At 68.7% G+C, this 20,757-nt stretch carries 22 protein-coding genes and 2 riboswitches; of the genes, 3 read left to right on the forward strand and 19 right to left on the reverse strand.

Annotation, left to right across the window (positions count from 1 at the left end; genetic code table 11):
- From VGT00_11020 to cobU, 15 genes are all read right to left on the reverse strand, one after another.
- Positions 1–204, reverse strand: a 204-nt coding sequence (locus VGT00_11020; protein HEV8531938.1) for an ATP-dependent metallopeptidase FtsH/Yme1/Tma family protein, incomplete at its 3' end; no start/stop codon positions are given.
- A gap of 57 nt (positions 205–261) precedes the next feature.
- Positions 262–786, reverse strand: a complete 525-nt coding sequence (gene hpt, locus VGT00_11025; GenBank protein HEV8531939.1) for a hypoxanthine phosphoribosyltransferase — start codon at positions 784–786, stop codon at positions 262–264.
- 4 nt (positions 787–790) lie between these two features.
- Entirely contained in the window at positions 791–1,513 is a 723-nt protein-coding gene (locus VGT00_11030; GenBank protein HEV8531940.1) for an SPOR domain-containing protein, read from the reverse strand.
- The gene (argS, locus tag VGT00_11035) at positions 1,513–3,180 is read right to left on the reverse strand and encodes an arginine--tRNA ligase (GenBank protein HEV8531941.1); all 1,668 of its coding nucleotides are present in this window, start codon (positions 3,178–3,180) and stop codon (positions 1,513–1,515) included. The genes VGT00_11030 and argS overlap by 1 nt, the downstream gene beginning before the upstream one ends.
- 99 nt (positions 3,181–3,279) lie before the next feature.
- Positions 3,280–4,770, reverse strand: coding sequence for a cobyric acid synthase (locus tag VGT00_11040; protein HEV8531942.1), 1,491 nt, complete (start codon positions 4,768–4,770; stop codon positions 3,280–3,282).
- Positions 4,771–4,794: 24 nt separating this feature from the next.
- Entirely contained in the window at positions 4,795–5,733 is a 939-nt protein-coding gene (cbiB, locus tag VGT00_11045) for an adenosylcobinamide-phosphate synthase CbiB (protein HEV8531943.1), read from the reverse strand.
- 11 nt (positions 5,734–5,744) lie between these two features.
- Complete coding sequence (locus tag VGT00_11050) at positions 5,745–6,563, reverse strand: TonB family protein (protein ID HEV8531944.1); 819 nt, start codon at positions 6,561–6,563, stop codon at positions 5,745–5,747.
- Positions 6,560–7,213 carry an adenosylcobinamide amidohydrolase gene (locus tag VGT00_11055; GenBank protein ID HEV8531945.1) on the reverse strand — a complete coding sequence of 218 codons (654 nt, stop codon included), beginning with the start codon at positions 7,211–7,213 and terminating at the stop codon, positions 6,560–6,562. Before VGT00_11055 ends, VGT00_11050 begins: the two co-directional genes overlap by 4 nt.
- Before the next feature lie 10 nt (positions 7,214–7,223).
- Positions 7,224–9,023 (reverse strand): TonB-dependent receptor, encoded by a 1,800-nt coding sequence (locus VGT00_11060; protein HEV8531946.1) that lies wholly within the window; start codon positions 9,021–9,023, stop codon positions 7,224–7,226.
- Positions 9,024–9,205: 182 nt separating this feature from the next.
- Positions 9,206–9,339: riboswitch (cobalamin riboswitch) on the reverse strand.
- A gap of 35 nt (positions 9,340–9,374) precedes the next feature.
- A complete protein-coding gene (locus VGT00_11065; protein HEV8531947.1) occupies positions 9,375–10,184 on the reverse strand; it encodes an ABC transporter ATP-binding protein in 810 nt (269 codons plus the stop codon).
- Positions 10,181–11,200 (reverse strand): iron ABC transporter permease, encoded by a 1,020-nt coding sequence (locus VGT00_11070; GenBank protein HEV8531948.1) that lies wholly within the window; start codon positions 11,198–11,200, stop codon positions 10,181–10,183. Before VGT00_11070 ends, VGT00_11065 begins: the two co-directional genes overlap by 4 nt.
- Complete coding sequence (locus VGT00_11075; GenBank protein ID HEV8531949.1) at positions 11,197–12,090, reverse strand: cobalamin-binding protein; 894 nt, start codon at positions 12,088–12,090, stop codon at positions 11,197–11,199. Before VGT00_11075 ends, VGT00_11070 begins: the two co-directional genes overlap by 4 nt.
- Complete coding sequence (locus VGT00_11080) at positions 12,087–13,460, reverse strand: cobyrinate a,c-diamide synthase (protein ID HEV8531950.1); 1,374 nt, start codon at positions 13,458–13,460, stop codon at positions 12,087–12,089. The genes VGT00_11075 and VGT00_11080 overlap by 4 nt, the downstream gene beginning before the upstream one ends.
- The gene (cobT, locus tag VGT00_11085) at positions 13,457–14,515 is read right to left on the reverse strand and encodes a nicotinate-nucleotide--dimethylbenzimidazole phosphoribosyltransferase (protein ID HEV8531951.1); all 1,059 of its coding nucleotides are present in this window, start codon (positions 14,513–14,515) and stop codon (positions 13,457–13,459) included. The genes VGT00_11080 and cobT overlap by 4 nt, the downstream gene beginning before the upstream one ends.
- Positions 14,490–15,086, reverse strand: a complete 597-nt coding sequence (gene cobU, locus VGT00_11090; protein ID HEV8531952.1) for a bifunctional adenosylcobinamide kinase/adenosylcobinamide-phosphate guanylyltransferase — start codon at positions 15,084–15,086, stop codon at positions 14,490–14,492. The genes cobT and cobU overlap by 26 nt, the downstream gene beginning before the upstream one ends.
- A 44-nt stretch (positions 15,087–15,130) precedes the next feature.
- Positions 15,131–15,262, reverse strand: a riboswitch (cobalamin riboswitch).
- Positions 15,263–15,470: 208 nt separating this feature from the next.
- Here cobU and VGT00_11095 point away from each other — a divergent pair.
- Positions 15,471–15,890: a hypothetical protein gene (locus VGT00_11095; GenBank protein ID HEV8531953.1), complete on the forward strand. Its 420-nt coding sequence runs from the start codon at positions 15,471–15,473 to the stop codon at positions 15,888–15,890.
- 226 nt (positions 15,891–16,116) lie between these two features.
- Here VGT00_11095 and VGT00_11100 read toward each other — a convergent pair whose 3' ends face one another.
- A complete protein-coding gene (locus tag VGT00_11100) occupies positions 16,117–16,614 on the reverse strand; it encodes a hypothetical protein (GenBank protein ID HEV8531954.1) in 498 nt (165 codons plus the stop codon).
- 215 nt (positions 16,615–16,829) lie between these two features.
- Positions 16,830–17,195: an RNA-binding S4 domain-containing protein gene (locus VGT00_11105; GenBank protein ID HEV8531955.1), complete on the reverse strand. Its 366-nt coding sequence runs from the start codon at positions 17,193–17,195 to the stop codon at positions 16,830–16,832.
- A gap of 93 nt (positions 17,196–17,288) precedes the next feature.
- Between VGT00_11105 and VGT00_11110 the strand changes: the two genes are divergently transcribed.
- Both VGT00_11110 and VGT00_11115 read left to right on the forward strand, forming a co-directional pair.
- Positions 17,289–17,957, forward strand: coding sequence for a DUF3047 domain-containing protein (locus VGT00_11110; protein HEV8531956.1), 669 nt, complete (start codon positions 17,289–17,291; stop codon positions 17,955–17,957).
- Between the two features lie 28 nt (positions 17,958–17,985).
- Positions 17,986–18,387, forward strand: coding sequence for a DoxX family protein (locus tag VGT00_11115; protein ID HEV8531957.1), 402 nt, complete (start codon positions 17,986–17,988; stop codon positions 18,385–18,387).
- Positions 18,388–18,490: 103 nt separating this feature from the next.
- Here VGT00_11115 and VGT00_11120 read toward each other — a convergent pair whose 3' ends face one another.
- Together VGT00_11120 and VGT00_11125 are read right to left on the reverse strand one after the other, a co-directional pair.
- Positions 18,491–19,255 carry a tetratricopeptide repeat protein gene (locus VGT00_11120; protein ID HEV8531958.1) on the reverse strand — a complete coding sequence of 255 codons (765 nt, stop codon included), beginning with the start codon at positions 19,253–19,255 and terminating at the stop codon, positions 18,491–18,493.
- A gap of 2 nt (positions 19,256–19,257) precedes the next feature.
- Positions 19,258–20,757 carry a hypothetical protein gene (locus VGT00_11125; protein ID HEV8531959.1) on the reverse strand — a complete coding sequence of 500 codons (1,500 nt, stop codon included), beginning with the start codon at positions 20,755–20,757 and terminating at the stop codon, positions 19,258–19,260.

Raw genomic sequence — 20,757 nt, forward strand, 5'->3', positions numbered from 1 at the left:
GTTGCCGTCGGCGAGCTTGCCGCTCACGGACTTGCCGCGAATCAGGACCTCTTTGACCTCGCCCGTCTCCACCTTCTTGAGAAACTCGGAGAAGACCATCTTGTCGCGCGAGGGCTGGCTGGCCTGAAAGACGTTGAAGAGGACGATGACGATGAGGCCGATCACCATCCAGAGGGCGAGATTCTTGTAAAACGGCGAATTCATCGTGCCCCGAAGTATATCATAGCGATCAATCGTCGTCGGTCGCCCCGCGGGGAGTTTTTAGCCCTCCAGATCGTGGATTTCGGGCAGGTTCCGATACAGGCCGTCGACGTCGAAACCATAGCCGACCACGAAGCGGTCAGGAATGGCGAAGCCCACGTAGTCCAGCGGCACCTCGACCTGGCGGCGCTCGACCTTGTCCAGCAGGGTGCAGACCTGGAGGCTCCGCGGATCCCGCGTCTCGAGGTTCCGGCGAAGGTAGTCCGCGGTCTTGCCCGAGTCCACGACGTCCTCGACGAGGATGACGTTCCGGCCCTCGATGGAGCTGGAGAGGTCCGCGGTGAGACGGACCACCCCGGTCGAGCGCGTCGCCGAGCCGTAGGAGGACACGCCCACGAAGTCTACGGCGACGGGAACGGGGATGGCCCGGATGAGATCGGCCATGAAGATGGCCGCGCCCTTGAGCACGCCGACCAGGAGCGGGGTGCGCTGGCCATGCTCACGCCCGATGGCCCGGCCAAGCTCGGCCACCCGGGCGGCGATCTCCGCGCGCGAGACAAGCACCCGGCCCGGGCGCTGCGCCATGAGCCTACTTGGGCGCGACGAAGGCAGCCACCGAGCGCTCGGCGCGCATCCGGTCGGCCATGCGCTGGGCCTCGGCTTTGCTCTTGAACGTGCCCACGCGAACCCTGAAGCGGATCTGTCCGTCCTCGCCCGAGATCTGCGTGACATAGGCGTCGAAGCCCGCCTGGCGGAGCTGCTTCTCGAGGCCATCGGCCTGCACGCGAGTCTTGAAGGCGCCCGCCTGGACGGACCAGGGCCCCGACGCCTCCGCCGCGGCTTTGGCCGTCTCCGCTCCGGATTTGGCCTCCGTCGGCGCGGGCTTCTCGACGAGAGTCTCTTCGTGACTCGTGGACCGGCTCGGGGGGGGCGGCGATGGGATGGGTTCGGCTTTCGGAGTCACCGGCGCGGCCACCGTCTTGGCCTTGTCCTCGTGGCGCGGCGAGGCATGGGCATCGGCCCCGCTCCGACCCAGGGGCGCGGTCAGCGTTTGGTAGAAGGTGAGCTTCTGATCCACCGACGGCACCGGCTCGACATCGGTGCTCGATAGTCCGCCGCGCTTGCCGGGCGGGATGGTTTTCCTGGCGCCCGCCTCGGCGCTGGCCGTCATGGCGGCGGGTCGACTCCACTGACGGCCCACCAGCACGCCCAGCGCGAAGGTCAGCCCCATGATGAGGGCGCTCGCCGTCAAGAGGGCGATCCACTGGGCCCGCCCCGGCCCGTGTCTCCCGCGTCCCCTCTCGCCTCGCATTACATGCTCTCCGGCGCGGAAACGCCGAGAAGACCGAGTCCGTTGCGGACCACCTGCCCCACCGCGGCGGCCAGGCCGAGACGCGCCAGGGTCAGCTCCCTGTCCTCGGTGATCACGCGGTGGGCCTTGTAGTACGGGTGATAGAGACCCGCGAGCTCGGTCAGGTAGTACGCGACGCGGTGGGGCTCGCGGGCATGCGCGGCCCCCGCCACGAGGCTCGGGTACTGGAGCAGGCGCTTGATGAGCCGCTGCTCCTCGGGCAGGCCCAGCCGCCGGAAATCGACGTGCTCCCACGGAGGAATCACGAGCGTCTGCTCGGCCGCGGTGCGGAAGAGGCTGGAGACGCGCGCGTGAGCATACTGGACGTAGAAGACCGGATTGTCCGCCGACTGCCTGGTGGCCACCGCGAGATCGAAGTCGAGCGGGCTGTCGTGGCGGCGCGTGAGAAAGGTGAAGCGCGCGGCGTCACGCCCCACCTCCTCGAGCAGCTCGTCCATCAGCACGAATTCGCCGCGACGCTTGGACATGCGCACGGGCTCGCCGTCGCGCAGAAGGGTGACGAGCTGGACGACGAGGAACTCGAGGCGGTCCGGCGGATGTCCCAGCGCCTGCATGGCCGCCTTCATCCGTGGGATATGGCCGTGGTGGTCGGGGCCGAGGAGATCGATGACGACGTCCGCCTGCCCAAACTTGATGAAGTGATGGAACCCGATATCCACCGCGAAATACGTCAACTCACCGTCAGACTTTCTCAGCACGCGGTCCTTGTCGTCTCCGAAAGAGGTCGAGCGGAACCAGAGGGCCCCGTCCTGCTCGTAGGTATGGCCGGCCGCCGTGAGGGCCGCGATGGCCCGCTCGGGCAGCCCGGCATTCCGCACATCGCCCTGCTCATGCCTCCAGCTCTCGAAGCGGGTGCCATAGGATTCGAGCACCTGACGCTGGCCCGCCACCATGCTGGCGACGGCCTGGCGCCCGAGGAGCTCGACACGCTCGGCCTCCGGCCGGTGCGCGACGGCACGCATCCCCGTGGCATCCGTGGCGAGCCAGTCCTTGACGAGATCCACGAGGTATTCGCCCGGATAGGCGTTCTCCGGCAGCTCGACGGTCTCGCCGAGGGCCTGGCGGAGCCGCACGTCCACGGAGCGCGCCAGGGCCTCGAACTGATTGCCGGCGTCGTTGACATAGAACTGGCACTCGACGGCCATGCCCTGTGAGCGCAGGATCCGCGCGAGGGCATCGCCCACCGCCGCCGCGCGGGCATTGACGATGACGAGCGGGCCCGTGGGATTGGCCGAGACGAACTCGAGGAGGCCGCGCCCGCTCGTGGCCGTCTGACTCGTGCCGTACCCATCCGCGGCGGCGAGGATCTCCTTGAGGGCCTCGGCGCACCAGTCCGACGCGAGCGACACGTTCAGGAATCCCGGGCCCGCCGCCTCGAGCTTGGAGACCATCGGGCTCACCGGGAAATTCTTTCTGATCGCCTCGGCGATCTCGCGCGGCGCCTTCCGGGCCGGGCGAGCCAGCGCCATGGCGACATTGGTGGCGTAGTCGCCGTGAGACTCCTCCCGCGGCACTTCCCAGATCATGTCGTCCGGCACGGGCAGCCCCGCTTTGACCAAGGCGTCTCTGAGCAGCTTCGACAAGAGTTCCGTGATTGAGTTCTGCATTCCCGGTCCGTTAAGATACGAATCGCCGCACGTGGCGGCGCCGATTCATCGTACAACGCGGGTCCAGCCGGGCGGCCAGAAATTAGAGGGCGAAAAACATCAAGAGACTCCCGAGAGCCTCAATAGCTGGTAGACCGCGCCCATGTCGAGCGCTTTCCGCAGGGTCTCGGCCAGGCGATCATATCCGGCTTCCCGCCGCGACCGGTGATCACGTCCTGTCGTCGTCCCGCCCGGAATCGCTCCCGCCCACTCGAGAATGCTCCGGCGAGCGGCGCCCACCTCGAGAAGGCCGTGAAGATAGGTCCCGCGCACTCGCCCGTCACGCGACACGGCCCCCTCCGGCACCCCGCCCACGACGCAGAAGGGCGCGACATCACTCTCGATGCGCGTTGCGCCCGCGTGGATCTCATACGCCTCGAAGTCGGGTCCATCGGGCAGGAGCCTGGCCTTAACGCGCCGCGTGACCTTGAGAGGCTCGAGCGTCGTACTGAGCGGGAGCAGCGCGAGACCCGCCTCCGTGCCACCGCTCTCGACGCCGTGCGGATCCGCGACCATCCGCCCCAGCATCTGGTAGCCGCCGCATATGCCGAGCAGCGCTCCGCCGCCACGGATATGCGCGGTCAGCGCATCACCGAAGCCGCGCGACTTGAGCCATCGCAGATCCGCGATGGTGTCCTTCGAGCCCGGCAGGATGACGAGCGCTGCGTCGGAGATCTCGACGGGACTCCGTGCATAGACCACGCGCACGTCCGGCTCGGATTCCAGGGGGGCGAAGTCCGTGAAGTTGGCGATGTGCGGCAGCCTGACTATGGCCACGGTGGGGATCACTGCCGGCCCCACGGCCCGCGGAAGCGAGCGTCCCTCCAGGGCGACGGAGTCCTCTTCCGGCAGGGCAAGGTCAGGGAGGTACGGGACTACGCCAAGGACGGGCCGGCGAGCTCGCCGCTCCAGGTCGCGCAGGGCGGGAGCCAGGAGCTTGGCATCGCCGCGGAACTTGTTGACGACGAAGCCCGCCACGCGCCGACGGTCGGGAGGCTTCAGGATGGCCATGGTCCCCACGAGGCTCGCGAAGGCCCCGCCCCGGTCGATATCGCCCACGAGAAGCACGGGCGCCTTCGCCATGGCCGCCACGCGCATATTGGCGAGGTCGCGACGCATGAGATTGGGCTCGGCGGGGCTTCCCGCGCCCTCGATGACGACGACGTCGGACTCGCGCGCGAGCGTCGCATAGCTCGAGCGGACGGCCGGCCAGAGCCGCCCCGCTTGACGGTAATACTCCCGGGCGGGCATGTCTCTGAGCGCCTTCCCGAGCAGAACGACCTGGCTCGTCGCGTCCGCGCGAGGCTTGAGGAGAATGGGGTTCATCTCGACCCGCGCGGGCACCCGGGCCGCCTCGGCCTGCATGGCCTGCGCCCAGCCCATCTCGCCGCCATCCATCGTCACGTGGGCATTGAGCGACATGTTCTGCGACTTGAAGGGCGCAACGCGAAGGCCATCCTGGGCCAGGAGCCGGCACAGGCCGGCCGCGAGCACCGTCTTGCCCACATGCGAGCCCGTGCCCTGGAGCATGATCGCCCGCGCGCGAGTCATCTTAGCCTTCTTGGGCTCGCCATCTCAGGATAGCCATCGCAGCATCAGGAGGCTCACGCACAGCCACACGCCCGCGGCGCCCGCGAAGACGCGCACCGCGCGGTCCATGGCCGCGACATCGGGAGGCGGGCCGTCGCCCAGCCGGTAGTGTCCGAGCTTCTCGAGGGTGACGCCGAGCGCGCCCGCCATGGCCGCTATGGTCTGCCCCGCATTGGGGCTCGCCGTGAGGCCACCATCTCGCCGCATCATTCTCCACGCTCCCCGCGCGGACTCGCGGCCGAGCCACGCCCCCGCGCAGAGGGCCAGCGCCCCCAGCCGCGCGGGAATCCAGTTGAGCATGTCGTCGAGGCGCGCGGAGGCGCCCCCCAGCTGCTCGAGCCGCCCTTCGCGATAGCCGATCATGGCATCAGCCGTGTTGACGGCGCGGTACAGCCACGCACCGGGCAGTCCCGCCACGAGATAGAAGCAGAGCGGCGCCGTCCAGCTATCGGTGAAATTCTCGGCCAGCGATTCGACGGCGGCGCCGGCCGTGGCGCCCGCATCAAGATCATCGGTCCGACGGCTGACCAGATGGACGCCGGCGGCGCCCCGGGCCGCGGCCAGCTCGCCCTCGGCGAGCGCGTCGCGCACCTGCCACACGGCGGCGACCAGACCGCGGATGGAGAAGGCGCATTTGAGCAGCCATGCCTGGGCGCCCAGGGCGAACGGCCACCACAGGAGATTCGTGAGCGCTTGGGCGAAGAGCGCTCCCATGATGGTCACGACGCTGACCGTGACGATGAGGAGGACGCCATAAAGGGCCAGGAAATCGCGCGGCAGGGGCTCGGCCCATGACCGTCCGAGCGAGATCAGCTTGCCTATCCACGAGACGGGATGGAGCCGGTTCGGCGGGTCGCCGAGCAGCAGATCAAAAGCCACCGCGAGCAGCAGGACGGCTATGGAATTGACGAACGGGAGACCCATGGCCGGGGCATTCAACGGAGCTCGAAGATCACGGGCAGCCGGACGCGGAGAGGGCGTCTGGGAAGGTGCTCGGGCATTGGCACCGACGGCACCCGGCGAACGGCCTCGATCGCGGCCTCGTCGAGCAGCGCATGGGCCGATGAGGTGACCAGGCTCACGGCACGAACTCGCCCCGTGGCATCGAGCAGCACCTCGAGCTCGACGCGGCCGGAAAGCCCCTGACGTCTGGCCGCCAGCGGATAGACGACATACTCCTGGATGAGCTGGCGGAAGCGCGCGAGGTATGGCCCGAACTCGGCGGGCGGATCACCACGATCGGGCCCCGGCCCCGCCAGCGCGAGGGGTGAGCCGGTGGCGCCGCCGCCCGGCTGTCCTTGACGCCCCGGCGCGTTGCTCGTCGCCCCTCCGCTTGCCGTCACGCTTGCGCCTGAGCTCGCGGGTCCGTCTGGGCTCACCCTCCCGGCGGGCGACGCGGGCGCCGCCGACTCGATGCTCGGCGCCTCCTGGGAGAGGGGCCGCGGCGGCTCGGGCATCGGTTGAAGCTCAGGCTCAGCCACGGCGGCGGGCGCCCGCGGCGGCGGGGGGGACGACGTCGCGCGCACGCGCGGACGCCGTGCGTGTTCCAAATCGGCGGGGAGCGCCGCGGGCGCGCGCGGCCGGTCACTGCCGGGCACGCCGTCGGACGACATGGCGTGCGCCGCGCCGCCGGTCAAGTCGATGAAGAGAGGCTGCGGTTCTCTCAGGCCCGCGGCCAGCACGAGCACGGCGCCCACGGCGACGGCGTGAAGCGCTGCGGAGCTTGCCAGCGTGGCGAGCCGGCGCACATTCACCGGTTGCGCTCCTGCCAGCCGCGAATCCCCGCCGTCAACGCCTTGTACGCGGCCTGGGCTATGCTCCAGCCGAGCTCGGAGGCCGGCCCACCGAACCGGATGCTAGGGCCCCGTCCCGTGGCCGCGATGACGACGGCGTCGGTCGAGGTACCCGTGGCGAGCCGGCCCGCGGCGTCCCGCAGACCCGCCTCGTGGAGCGCCAAGGTCTTGACCTCGGTCGCCGTCATCACGGCGTTGACGAGGGCGGGCGGATCGGGATTGCCGTCCACCACGACGATGGTGTTGATGGTGCCCGGGGCCCAGACCTGGATGGGCTCGTGTCCGGCCGCCATGCGGTTGCTCAGGCCGACCGTGGACACGGCAAGGGTGGCGATTCTGGCCCCGCTCTCCTCTCCCGTCGTGGCGAGCTCGGTCCACGCTCCCGTCAAGAGCCCGACATAGGGCTCGGGCACGGAGGCCCCTCGGGCAAAGGCCTCCAGCATCGCGGCGGGGTCGACGCAGAGATCGTGCTTGGTGACGTGAAGGTTGATGATGGCCCGGGCGCTCTGGAGGCCGCCACCGTGCACGGCCGACGAGAGCGCGAGCAGCGGGCGCTGGCTCGTCACCACCACGGCCACGCGGTCCATCCGAACGTCCAGGCCGTCTATCATGGGCGCCGACTCAAAAGCTGACCCGGAGGCCGGCGAGGAAATTGGTCCCGAGCGCGGGAAAGCCGCGAACCTCCGCATAGCCTTCGTTCAGGAGGTTCTGGACCCGCAGGATGAGATCCAGGCCCTGCACCCAGTTGTACTTCTCCAGCACGCGATAGGTCCCCCCCACGTCCACGCGCGTATAGCCGCTATTGTAGACCTCGCCGAAGGTCTCCCACTGCTGCGTGACGATGTAGACCTGGGTGAACAGGGAGAGGCGCCGGATGGGCTCCCAGGCGACGCCGATGTTCCACCGGTGCTGCGGCTCGCGGGGCAGCCACCGCCCGGTCTGAAGGTTCTTGGTGTCCGTGAACGTGTAGTTGATGGACCCCACCAGGTTGGGCAGGATGTCCACCTCGCTCGTGAACTCCACCCCCTCCGAGCGCGCTGCCCCCACGTTCACGGGGCCGCCGAAGGGCGCGGTGGGAATGGACACGCAGCAGGTGATCAGGTTCGTGAAGTCGTTGTGGAAGTAGGTCAGCCCGAGCCGGATCCGCCCCTGCCAGAGCGTCTGGTCCACCCCGGCGTCCCACGACATGCTGCGCTCCGGCTGGAGAGTGGGGTTGCCGAAGTCGGGAAAGAAGAGGTCGTTGAAGGTCGGCGCCCGGAAGCCCGTGCCCGCGCTCCCGCGAATGCGCGTGCCCGTCTCCTTGATCAGGAATGCGAGAGTGCCCCGCTTGGTCAGCGAGCTGCCGAAGACGCTGTCGTCCTCGTGCCGGAAGCCGCCTGTCACGAAGAGCCGGTCGAAGAAGCGAAGCTGCTGCTCGAAGAAGAAGGACGGCACGTGCCGGCCCGCCCGGAAGACGCCCTTGTTCTCGCCGTCCTCGTGGCGGTACCCGATTCCCCCTGTGCTCGTGCTCCAGGGGAACACGTGGATGGAGTTGAGCCACTCGACCTCGCGCCGCTCGACATTGATCTGGGCAAAGATCGGAAAATCGAAGGTCACCCCGGGGTCCACCGGATCCTGGAAGCCGACATTGTTCTGGTAGCGCGAGAGGCGCGCCGTGCTTTCCCACCAGGTCACCGGCCGCGTCTTGGCCTCGAGCAGCATGATGGTCGTCTCGCTCTGCTGCTTGGCGTTGGGGTTGATGACGGGATCGATCGGTTGAGGCCCCGGGAAGACACCCTTGACGGGCACGCCCGTGTCGCTCTTGTTGTAGCGGATGACGAAGGAGAGCGAGGAGTCGAAGGGCAGGGAGACGCCCACGCGCCCGTTGAGGGCATTGATGTTCGAGCCGTCGTTCTGGAACTGGCCATTGCTCTCGAGGTGCGAGGCGGAGAACGAGTAGTCGAAGATCTTCCAGGTGCCGCTCGCCTGCACGCGGGACTGGAGCGTGTCGTAATTGCCCGCCTCCCCTTGCACGGAGGCCTGGAAGGGCCCCTGGCCCTTCTTGGTAATGATGTTGACCACGCCGCCCATGGCATCGGCCCCGTAGAGGGTGGATTGCGACCCCCGGATGATCTCGATCCGGTCTATCAGGTCCGGCGAGAGGTCGGAGAGATCCACCTGGCCCAGAGTCGGGCTCTTCACGCGGACTCCGTCCACCAGCACCTGGACCTGGTTGGAATTGGCCCCGCGGATCGAGATGCTCGACGTCTTGCCGAGCGAGCCCGAGCGGCGGATGTCCACCCCGGGCACGTTCCGCATGGCCTCGTCCACCGTCGCGTAGTGATAGGTCTTGAAGTCGTTCTCCGTGATCACGCTGAGGGCCACCCCGAGCTGCGTGGCGGGTGTCGCCACCGTGGTCGCCGTCACCACCACCGGGTCCACCGTTTTCGTCTCCGTCTTTCTCTCCTCCAGCTTCGCTGCTTCAGGTTTCACTTCTGCCGGTTTCACTTCTTGGGCGGCGACCGGTAGCGCCGCCAGAAGCCACGTCAGCACCAGGACCTTGCTCGCGATTCGCATGACCGTTCCTTTTCTCTCGAAAGGATGTCTGTCGTGCTGTCGCGGCCAGGTTTCCTGACTCGTGGCTCATCGCCGTCGCCCAGCCTTCCCGGGACATTTCCCAGTGGCTTCCATACCGGCCGGGGCTTGGCTCCCCACTCACAGTGGCGGGACCGTGCCGGCTTCTCACCGGCTTCCCTGTGACCGCGACGCCTCACTTCGCCTTGCTTCCGGCTCTCACCTCCCGTCCGGCCAGAGCACGCTGACCGTGGGCCGGCGGGTGGTGGGATGCTTGTCCACCACGACGCGACAGCCGTACACGCGCTCCAGCGTCGACTCCTGCAGCACCTCCTCCGGCGCTCCCATGGTGACGGCGGCGCCCGACGACATGAGGAGCAGGCGGTCCGAGAGCTCGGCCGCCATGTTGAGGTCATGGGAGACGAGGAGAATGCCGAGCCCTTGCTCACGATGGAGCCGCCGCAGGAGGGCCACGCACTCGGCCTGGTAGCGGAGATCGAGGTGCGCGGTCGGCTCGTCGAGCACGAGGAGGCGCGGCTCCTGAGCGAGGGCGCGGGCCAGCACCACCCGCTGGCGCTCGCCCCCCGAGAGGCGGTCCAGCGTCTCCCCGGCGAGGGCGTGCACGCCCGTGAGCTCCATGGCTTCCCGCGCGATCCGGACGTCGGCCGGGCTCTCGAAAAAGCGGCCCGGAGCATGGGCGAAGCGTCCCATCAGCACCAGCTCCTGAGCAGTGAACGGGAAGCCCTGCGCCACGTCCTGGGGCACCACGGCGACCCGGCGCGCCACCTCGGCGCGGCCGAGAGACCGCAGGGCCTCGCCCTGGACATAGATCGCTCCGCGGGAAGGGGCGAGGACCTTGGAGAGGAGACGGATCACCGTCGTCTTGCCCGCGGCATTCGGTCCGATGAGCCCGAGCACCTCGCCGGGCGCCACGGCGAAGGACAGCTCCCGGATCTCGAAGCGACCGTGCCCCGGGGCGGCGGTCGGGTAGGTGAAGCCTACCCGGTCGAACTGGACGAGCGGCGTCATGGCATGATCCGTCCGACGCGTGAGCGCAGGAGATAGATGAAAAACGGCGCGCCGCAGAAGGACGTGATGACTCCCACCGAGAGCTCGGCCGGCGCCACCACCGTCCGCGCCAGTGTATCGGCGCTCAGGAGAAACACCCCGCCGCCCAGGGCGGCCGCGGGAATGAGCACGCGATGGTCGGAGCCGACGAGCATGCGCATGGCGTGGGGAACGATGAGCCCCACGAAGCCGATGGGCCCGACGAAGGCGACCACGACGCCCGTCAGGAGGGCCGCCCCCGCGAAGATCCGGCGCTTGAGCCGCTCGGCGTCGACCCCGAGCTCCTGGGCGCCCTCCTCGCCGAGGGCGAGGAGATTCAACGCGCGCGCCCGGCCGAGGACGAGCCAGAAGCCCAGAGCGACCGTTGCCCCGAAGACCCCGAGCGCGCCCGCGGGGATGGGCGCGAGATTTCCGAGCAGCCAGTGGATGACGCCGCCCAGGCGGTTGGTGTCGACCAGCGAGATCACCACGGTGATGGCCGCCGAGAAAAAGATGCCGACGATGACCCCCGCCAGCAGCAGGGTGTGCACGGGCAATCCGCCACCCGTGGAGGCGATCAGGTACACGGCGCTGCCCGCCACCACGGCTCCGGCAAAGGCGAAGGCCGTGAGCCCGAGCGCCTCGACGACACCCTGACCGAGCCCGGAAATCTGCGCGAGGACGACCCCGAATGCCGCGCCGGCCGAGACGCCGAGGATCGACGGCTCGGCGAGCGGGTTTCGCGTGAGGGCCTGAAAGCCGGCGCCCGCCACGGCCAGTGCCCCTCCGGCCAGCGCGGCGGCCGCGATACGCGGCAGGCGGATCCCGAGGATGACCACTCGCTCCGCGCCCTCCAGGGGCCCGCGTCCCGTCACGAGATCGACGATGACGCCGGGCCCGATGCGCGCACTACCCACGAGCAGCGAACCCACGGCCACCACGCCCAGGAGGAGCGCGAGCCCTCCACATACCGCGGCCAGCCTCGCCGGCCCCGTCATTTGCCGGAGGCCTCAGGCCGGAAGAGCTCAGGATGGATGAGCCTGGCCAGCGTCTCTATGCCGTCGACGAGGCGGGGGCCGTAGCGGTGCATGACACTGCCATCGGCCGTGTAGAGGCGCTTGCTCTTGACGGCGGGAAGGCTCTCCAGGCGCTCCCACTTGTCCCGCCCCACCGGCGTGCCGCCGCTGTGACTGGCGAGAACGATCACCTCGGGCGCGCGCCCGACCGCCGCTTCGAGGCTCATGCGCGGGTATCCCGCCCCCTGGTCGGCCGTCACCGACTCTCCGCCGGCCAGGGTGATGAGCTCGGAGACCAGGGCGCCCCGGCCCGGCACGATGAGCGGGTCGGGCCACAGGACATAGAGCACGCGGGGGCGCGGCCGGCCCGCGATGCGCTCGCCGACTGACTTGATTCGCCGCTCGAGGTCCGCGGTAACGGCGGAGGCCCCGTCCCGGTGCCCCGTGAGCTCGCCGAGCCCACCCACGAGCCGCAACACGTCTCCGACCGAGGACGGATCCACGAGATAGATGGGCAGGCCGAGCCGCTTGAGCTGATCGAAGGTCTCGGCGCGATTGCCCGACCGTGTCGCCACCACCAGATCGGGCTTGAGGGTGACCAGGGTTTCGAGGCTCGGGCTGATCATGCCGCCCACGCTCGGCTTGCGCTTGGCCTCGGCCGGGAAGTCGCAGAAGTCGGTGACGCCCGCGAGCGTCTCCTGGGCGCCGATGGCGAAGAGGATCTCGGTCACGCTCGGAACGAGAGACACGATGCGGCGCGGCGGCGCGGGCAGGGTCAGCACGCGCCCGGTCTGGTCCACGACTTCCAATCCCCATCCCGACCCCGGCACGAGCAGCAGGCAGAGCGCGAGCGCGCGAAGACTCGTCGTCATGCGCGGCAGGCCTCGACGAACCGCTCTGGAATCTCGGGGCACGAGGCCCAGTGCAGGTGCACGTAGCTCATCAGGGCACGCCCGACCATGTAGCCTTCGGCCTGCACCGGCGCGCCGGAGCCGTCATCGATTCGATAGACGCGCGCGACGGAAGCCGGGGGCGGCTCCAGCTCCGAGGCGTGGAATTCGTGGCCGCGAGCGCGCGTCCCGGCGGGCCCGATCAGGCTCGAGGCCGACGTGACGATCTCGCGATAGCCGAGACGGAGCCGTCCCCTGACCCAGCGAGCGCGCGCCGGCAGAAGCCCGGTCATGGGCCACGTGACCCCGTCTCCATCTTCGAGGGACTCGGCCAGGTACATGAGGCCGCCACACTCGGCGTAGACAGGCCGTCCGGCCTCGGCGAGCTTCCGGACGGCTTGGCGCATGACGACGTTGGCGCTCAGGCGCTCGGCATGGATTTCGGGATAGCCGCCCCCCAGGTAGAGGCCGTCTACTTCGGGGAGCGTGGCATCGTCCATCGGACTCCAGAATACGAGGTCGGCTCCTGCCCGGCGGAGGAGATCGAGATTCTCGGCGTAGTAGAACTGGAAGGCGCGATCGAGAGCCACTCCTACCCGCACCGGTCGCCCGGTGAGGCGAGGGCCCGCGGCCACTCCTCTCCGCTCGACCGTGCTCGTCGCGAAATTCACGAGGGCGTCCAGATCGAGCTCGCGCTCGACCAGCGTCGCCAGCGCCTCGCCCAACGCGGACGTGTATCCACCCTCGGCGGCCGTCACGAGGCCGAGGTGCCGCTCCGGCAGCGCCACCTCCGGCGCATGGGGCAGCCCCCCCAGGACACGCGACCGGCAGGCGCCCGTCACGGCTTGTCGCAGCCATTCGAGGTGGCGGGAGCCACCCACGCGGTTGAAGATCACGCCCTCCACGCGAAGATCGGGATCGAAGCGCTCGAAGCCCAAGACAACCGCGCCGGCGCTCCTCACGAGGGCGCCCGCGTCCATCACCAGCACCACCGGCGCCCCCAGCCACTTCGCGATCTGCGCGGTCGATCCCTCGTCGCTGCTGCCGTCGCGCCCGTCGAAGCAGCCCATCATGCCCTCGACGAGGGCCACGTCTGCGCCGGCGGCGTACCGTCCCACCGCGTCCAGCACGGCGTCGCGCCCGCACATCCAGCCGTCGAGATTGACGGCCGGCCGGTGGCTGGCCAGCCCATGAAAGGCCGTGTCGATGAAGTCGGGCCCGACCTTGAAGGCCTGCACGGTGAGACCGCGGCGGCGGAGCGCTTCGAGGAGGCCGAGCATCAGAGTGGTCTTGCCCACCCCGCTCGACACGCCGGCGACGACGACGACGGGAATGCGCTCGGAGAGGTTCATGGCGAGCGCTCGGAGACGCCGGCGGACTTGAAGGTGGCCATCTCGCCCAGAATCTTCACGGCCGCCCTCGCCAGGGCTATGCAAAGAGCCGAGCCCGTTCCCTCGCCCAACCGCATGTCGAGCTCCAGAAAGGGCTTGAGGCCGAGGGCATCGAGCACATGAGAGGCGCCGGGCTCGGTCGAGCGATGAGAGGCCAGCAGGTAATGCCGCGCCTCGGGCTTGAGCCTCACCGCGGCCAGGGCCGCCGCGCCCGTGATGAACCCGTCGAGCACCACGGGAATACGCAAGGCCGCGCCGGCCAGGATGACGCCGCACAGTCCGCCAATCTCGAATCCGCCGATCTTGGCCAGCACGTCGACACCATCGGTCGGATCGGGCCGGTTGACGGCGAGCGCGCGCCTGATGACGTCCACCTTCCTGGCGCGTCCCTCTGCATCCACGCCGGTGCCCGGACCCGTGACCGCCTCGGGGGGAAGGCCCGTGAGGGCGGCCACCACGGCGCTGGCCGCCGTGGTATTGCCGATCCCCATCTCTCCCGTCCCGATGAGATCGAGCCCGCGCGCGTGCTCGGCGCGCACGAGGCTCGCGCCTGCCTCGATGGCGCGCAGCGCGTCCCCGCGGCTCATGGCGGCGCCGCGGCTCATGTCGCGAGTGCCCGGCCCGACGGGCATGCTCACGAGCGACGGATGGGCGGGGAGCGGCCCGGCCACGCCAAGGTCCGCCACCACCACGGCGGCGCCCGCGTGGCGAGCAAGGACATTGACGGCCGCGCCTCCGCGGAGAAAGTTTTCCACCATCTGCGTCGTCACCACTTGCGGATACGCGCTCACTCCTTCGGCCACCACTCCATGATCGGCGGCCAGAGTGAAGATGACCGGCCGATCGACGGTGGGCGGGAATCTTCCCGAGATCTCGGCGAGTCGCCGCGCCAGCTCCTCCAGCCGTCCGAGACTGCCCGGTGGCTTGGTCAGCTCGTCGAGAGCCCGCTGGGCCTGGAGACCCGGCGCCGGATCCGGGATGCCGATGCGGCTAAGGAGACTCGAGAGGTCGGGCATCGGAGGGAGTCCGTGGCGCTCGGTCTTTGACGAGGAGGGGAATGCCGGCGACCATGAGGGTGACGCGATCGGCCGCGGCCGCGAGGCGCTGGTTGACGCCGCCCAGGGTGTCCTGGAAGCGTACGCCTATCTCCGTCGGGGGGTGGACGCCGGAGCCGACCTCATTGGACACGATGACGAGCGAGGCACGCCGCTCGCCCACCAGTCCCGCCAGCGCATCAGCGGCCGCGAGGACCTCTTCCGGGGCATCGCCCCGGAGCAGGAGATTCGACACCCAGAGCGTGAGGCAGTCGAGGACGATGAGGTCGACGCGATCGGTCAGGCTCCGGCAGGCCTCGGTGATCTGGTAGGGCTCTTCGACGGTGCACCAGCTCTTGGGCCGGTCCGCCTGATGACGCGCGATGCGCCGAGCCATGTCCCCATCGGCAGCCCGCGCCGTGGCGAGAAAGCCCGTGCGCGCCTCCGAGGCGGACCCCGTGGCGAGCTGGATGGCCTGGCGGCTCTTGCCGCTGCGGACGCCGCCGAGAATCAAGTCCGTTTGGTGGAGATCGGATTGACGGGTCGGGCTCACCCGGGTCCTCCCGCGAAGACCGGTTGCAGTGCGGGCGCCCGGGCAGGTCTCCTGGCTTTCGGATCGTCCTACTCCCCGCGCCTTCCCGGCCCAGAGCGTCACGGGCCAGTGGCTTCACGCGGGTTTCGTCCCCGATTACAGTGACGGGGTCGCGGCGGATTCGCACCGCCTTCCCTGGGGCTCGCACCTGGCGGGCCGCCCGGACGCCAATGACGCGGTGACCCTAGCAGATGAGCCGTACCAGGTCAATCGGAGCGGGCGCTGGGTCAATTTACTTTGCCCCAGTGCCGGTGCCCAAAACAGGGGTGCGCGGATTGTGCTCTTTGGACCGGTTCCCTATAATCCGCGGAGTACCCGGAACGCCCACCCAATGGAGGAATCGCGATGCTTGAGCCGCGTCACGCACGCCTTGCCATGACCGCCCTGATCGCCGCCCTGTTGCTCGGGGCCTGCGCCGAGTCTATCGTGCGCCCCTCCACGGTCGTGCCGATCCGGAGCTTCAGCCAGGTCGCGGGCAAGTGGGATGGGCTGGCCATTGGACCGAAAACGGCCGGCGATGCCAGCTTCTTCCAGATCACGATCGCTGGTGATGGCACCTATCAGGCGGGCACGACCCGTGGAATGGGCGTCTTTGCGGGAAGCGGCAAGCTCACAATCAAGGACGGCAAGCTGACCACGGAAGGCGACGGCGATTCGGCCACCTATACGCTCTACGAGTCCGGCGGAAAGCGCCTGCTGCAGCTGGACGGCGTCGTCAAGCCGGGCCGGGGCGTCACGGCCAACCTGACTCCCGCCAAGAAGTGATCTTCGAAGGCTGAGCGGTACGCCCCCCAGCCGCCCGGCGGGGACGCCTCCCCCGCCGGGCGGCTATGCGCGGCTTCGGGCTCTGCGCCCGCCTATCGTCTAGCCGTCTGTCCAAGTCATTCCCCTGTTCTCGCGCGCCGGAAAGCTCCGCTTCGAGCGCCGGCTTCGCCGGCGCAATCTGTTCGGGGGAAGCTTCGGAAGGGGGGCGGAGCCCCCTCCGAACTCTCTAGCCGGTATAGCCCCGCGAGCGCATGCAGCTCGCATAGGCGTTCCGATAGCGTTCGTCGTGCTTCTGGTTCTCGTTCAGGCCGTAGAGCGTACCGCCTCCCGCTCCCACGAGCCCGCCGATGGCGGCACCCTTGCCGGCGCCGGAGCCGCCACCTGCGATAGCGCCGCCCGCCGCGCCGAGGGCGGCGCCGGCGACCGCGCCGATAGCGCCGTCTTTGATCGTGTCGACCGTCTTGTCCCTATGCCCCGATTGTGTCGCTGCGTACTGGTTGCACGCGGCGACCGCCGACTGGGTGGGAACCGCCGACGCCGGTGGCGTCTCCGAGCTCGCCACGCGGGAGGCGGGGCGGCTCGAGGTCGTCTCGGTCACCTTCTTGTCACTGTCCTTGCCTGACCAGTTGGCCACGACAAGGCCCGTGGCCAGCGCGGTCACGATCACGAGGGCCATGCCGATGGCCGTGAGCTTCCACGGATTGTTCCAGCCGCCGTCAGCCATGCTCGCTCTCCTTCTCGTTGACTGCCCAGCTATTTGCCAGCCGCGATGGAAATGTCCTGAGCAGGCATCGCAACCAGGATGCCAGGGGCGTGCGTCGGGAAGGGAGCGGGAAAAGGTTTGAAATCTCAGGACTTGGGATCGAGTCTCCGTCCACGACAGGGACGGGAGAACGCGAAAGATTTACGGCCCCGCGTAATGCTTACCGGGGCGAGCCGTCAGAATCGATGGAGACGCTCGATGAGGCGCCGCTCGCGCTTGGTGGGGCGACCAAGGCCCTTGGGGCGGATGACGGCCGGCAGGACGCGGGCCTCGCGTGGCGGGGGCGGTGGAGTCAGATCCTCGTAGAGGAGAGCGGCTTGGGCGCCGGAACCTCGTCGATCCGACAGGGCGGAGACCCTGACGATTTTCTTGCCGCGCGGCAGGGTGATGCGCACGAGGTCTCCCGGCCGGAGGACCCGCGACGGCTTCACCGCCTGGTCATTCACGTCCACCTTGCCGCCGTCGCACGCGGCGGAGGCGAGCGTCCGGCTCTTGAAGAAACGTGCGGCCCAGAGCCACTTGTCCACTCGGAGATCCGCCATGATGCGCTTACCCTAGCACAGGGGGTGGGCTATACTCCCCCGGGGCGAGTCGTCCGTCGACGCGCAATCAACGACAGGAGACGCGGAGATACCATGCGACGAGGAATTGTCCTGGCCGTGCTGCTCGCCACGGCCTCGGTGGTCTGGGCTCAGGGGGCCCCGCTCGTCGTCGAGGACTGGGCCAAGCCGCCCGTCGGCCAGAAGGGCATACCCACGGGCTGGAAGGCCCAGAACTGGGGAAGTCCGAGCTACGACTTCGAGATCGTGAGCGAAGGCTCCCTGCGCCGCGTTCACATGAAGAGCAACGGCGACAGCTCCACCATCAACAAGGAAGTCAAGATCGACTGCAAGGACTACCAGATCTTGCAGTGGAGCTGGAAGGTCGTGGAGCTTCCCAAGGGCGCCGACGCTCGTAAGAAGGCGACGGACGACGAGGCCGCCCAGATCTACGTCACCTTCCCCCGCTTTCCTTCGGCGGTGCGGTCCCGCATCATCGGGTACATCTGGGACACGACGGCCCCGACCGGGAGCATGTTCAAGAGCCAGAAGACCGGGCTCGTCACCTACGTCGTCGTTCGCTCGGGTGAGGCTGATCTCGGCAAGTGGCTGACCGAGTCCCGCAATGTCTGCCAGGACTACAAGAAGATCTACGGCGAGGACCCGGACGAGAAGATCGAGGCAATCTCGATCGGCATCGATTCCGACGACACGCGCTCACGGGCCGAGGCGTACTTCGGCGAGATCGTCTTCAAAAAGTCCTGAGCGCAGGTCCCGACCAGGAGGACCCACGGTGGGCAGAAGCGGTCTGGAGGGATACGGGACGCTCGTGCTGCGCATTTTTCTCGGCTTCATCTATCTGGCGCACGCGTACCTGGCCGTCTACAAGATCGGTTTTCCCTCGGGGCTGATCGCCTACCAGCGCAGCGTGGGCATCCCGCTGCCCGAGCTGGGGGCCTGGTACTTGCTGCTCGCTCACGGGCTGGGCGGGATCTTGCTGATCCTCGGGATCCTGGTCCGCTGGGCGGCCCTCGCCAATATCCCGGTCATAGCGGGCGCCCTCTGGTTCGTCCACGCGAGTCAGGGTTTCTTCATCTTCGCGGGCAAGAACGGGTACGAGTACGCCCTCTTCGTTCTGGGGGCGACCATCGCCCAGGTCCTCCTGGGTCCCGGAGCCTTCACGCTCAAGAAGTAGGATTGATCTGCGGGGCGCGACTCGGCGTGAGTCGGATAGGAAGCGGGATCTTCGACCGGACTGGCTCCGCGCGCGACCGGACTGGCTCCGCCGGGGGCCGCGGCTATTGCTGTTTCGCTTGGGGTCCCGGGAACTGGTCGGGCGAGACCTTGCTGTTGGCGGGCCCCAGGGGCAGCTGGGTGACCTGGCCGGCCTCGATGCTCAGGGTCTGCTCCCATAGCTCCATGGCGGGGGCGCCGTCCTCCGCCTTGGCGACCAGGCGGTACTTGCCGGGCGCGAGGTCGCGGAACTCGTAGCGCTCTCCCAGCCGGAACGGGCGGGAGAGGTTGACGCTCTTGGTGTTCGGATCGTCGCCGGTCAGCATCACGCGGACCTTGATCAGCCGCTCGCGCGAATTCACGCCAGGCCATTCGAGCGTGCCCGCGACATTGCCCTTGGTGGCGGCCTGGGCGCGCGCGGCGCTCGCCGCATCGGGGCCGGCCGAGGCGACGGCGGTGGCCGGCAAGAGCCCTTCTCGCGCGAGCCACTGGCGCGCACTGCGGTAGTAGTCCGCGGTCTGATCGCCCCGCTTGACGACCCATTGAAATTGCTCGATGGTCTCGGCTCGCTTCCCCAGGTATGTGTAGGCCGAGCCCAGGGCGAACCGGAGCGCCATGTCATTGGGCTCGAGGGCCACCGCCTCCTGATACTTGGCGGCCGCCTTGGCGTGCTCGCCACGCTCCATCAGCTGATCGCCCTCGCCGCGCGCCACCACGGCGGGCGACACGCTGGGCGCTTGAGCCGGGCGGGCCGGCGCCGGTCCCTGCTGGCAACCAAAAACGAGCCCGACCGCCGCCAGCGCGAAGAGCAGCGAGTAGTCGGGCCGCATGCTCAATTCTCCCGCCACGAGATGATCCGTTGGTTATAGGCGGCCCGGAGGGCCATGTTGATGTTCTGGGTGCTGTTCCTGATGGCAAGGCCGAGGGACTGGTTCAAGAACTCGTAGTAGCCGTTGGCTTCGTTCCAGATCGCCTCATTCGAGATGAAGGCGCCGCGGATCTCCGTATTGCTGGTGGCGCGGAAGCCCGTGCCCACGTAGCGCCCCGTCACGATCACGATGCCGTCCCAGTAGAAGTCCACATTGCGGCCACCGATGGAGAGCCCGGCGCCAGACGTATTGACTGCCATGTCGCCGTCCTCGACCACGAGGATGCCTGCGCCTTTGATCGTGCCGAGCAGGTTGAGGCCCGTGAAGTTCGATGAGGTATCGAGCTCGCCGCGGAAGTACACGAGCTTGGGGTCCGAGGGCGAGCCCAGGTTGATCGTGGTGCCGATCGGCGGATTGCCGGGGCATCCACTCCCCAGGGTCGCGAGCGTCGGCGTATTGGCGGTAGCCACGGTACCGACAAGCCGGAGCGGACAAGCCAGGCTGCTCTGGATCACCGTCGTGGCCGGATTGGCGGCCAGCTTGTTGAGGAAGTTGAGCATGGTGGTCGGGGTCAGCGAGGCGTCGGGCGCGATGGTGGGGAGGCCACTCGTCAGCACGCCGGTGCTCTGGTGCTTGCCCTGGACCGTGGCCTGCTTGGCCGCGGTGTCGAACGCGCTCTCGGCTCGGGACTCATAGGTAATGCCTAGGTTGGCCTGAGTGCCGGGCTGGGTGGTGATGCCGAAGCGCAAGGGGCCCGTGCCCGTGGGGCCGCCGCCATTGGTGTCGGCGCGGACCCAGTCGCGGCCATCGATGGTCTGGTTGGCCCAAACGCCGTTCATGTAGGTATCGGCCTGCATGCCCGGCAGATTGGCGGCGCCGTTGACCACGAGCGTGTTTCGCGAGACGACCGCCGTGATCTGCCGGGTCGCCGTGCCGAAGCTGCCCGTGGCCGTGACGATCACGATGCCGTTGGTGTCCACGAACTTTCCTCCGCCGTCGACGGCAACACCGGTGAGGACCTGGTCACCCGCGTAGCCGCCCCCGGCGCCGATCGAATCATTCCTGAGCGTGACCGAGAAGGTCCCAGCGGTGGTGGTGAGCCCCGGCAAGGCGCCCGGCGCCGGCGAGTTCGGGCAGAAGGCGTTGTCCATCTGCGCCGCGATGTTCTGGCCGGCCACCGACGTGGCCAGCTGGTCGTCCGCGTTGTTCTGCACGTTGTCGGGGCCGGCCAGGAACTGGCTGAGGTCTTGGTCGGCCATGCAGTCGAAGGCCCACTCGATGCCGGCCTCGGCGAGATGCCTCGCTCGGGCCGTGTCCGAGAGGTTGCGGGACATCGTGGGCTCGACCGCGCCCAGGTTCAGCACGGTGAGCACCAGCATGGTCAAGATGAGTAGCGAGATCAGGGCGAGGGGCAAGGCCACGCCGCGCTGGTCCCGCATCAGGGCTCGAAGGGAAGTGATCAT

It is taken from the genome of Candidatus Methylomirabilota bacterium (genome assembly GCA_036002485.1).
Taxonomy (GTDB): Bacteria; Methylomirabilota; Methylomirabilia; order Rokubacteriales; family CSP1-6; genus AR37.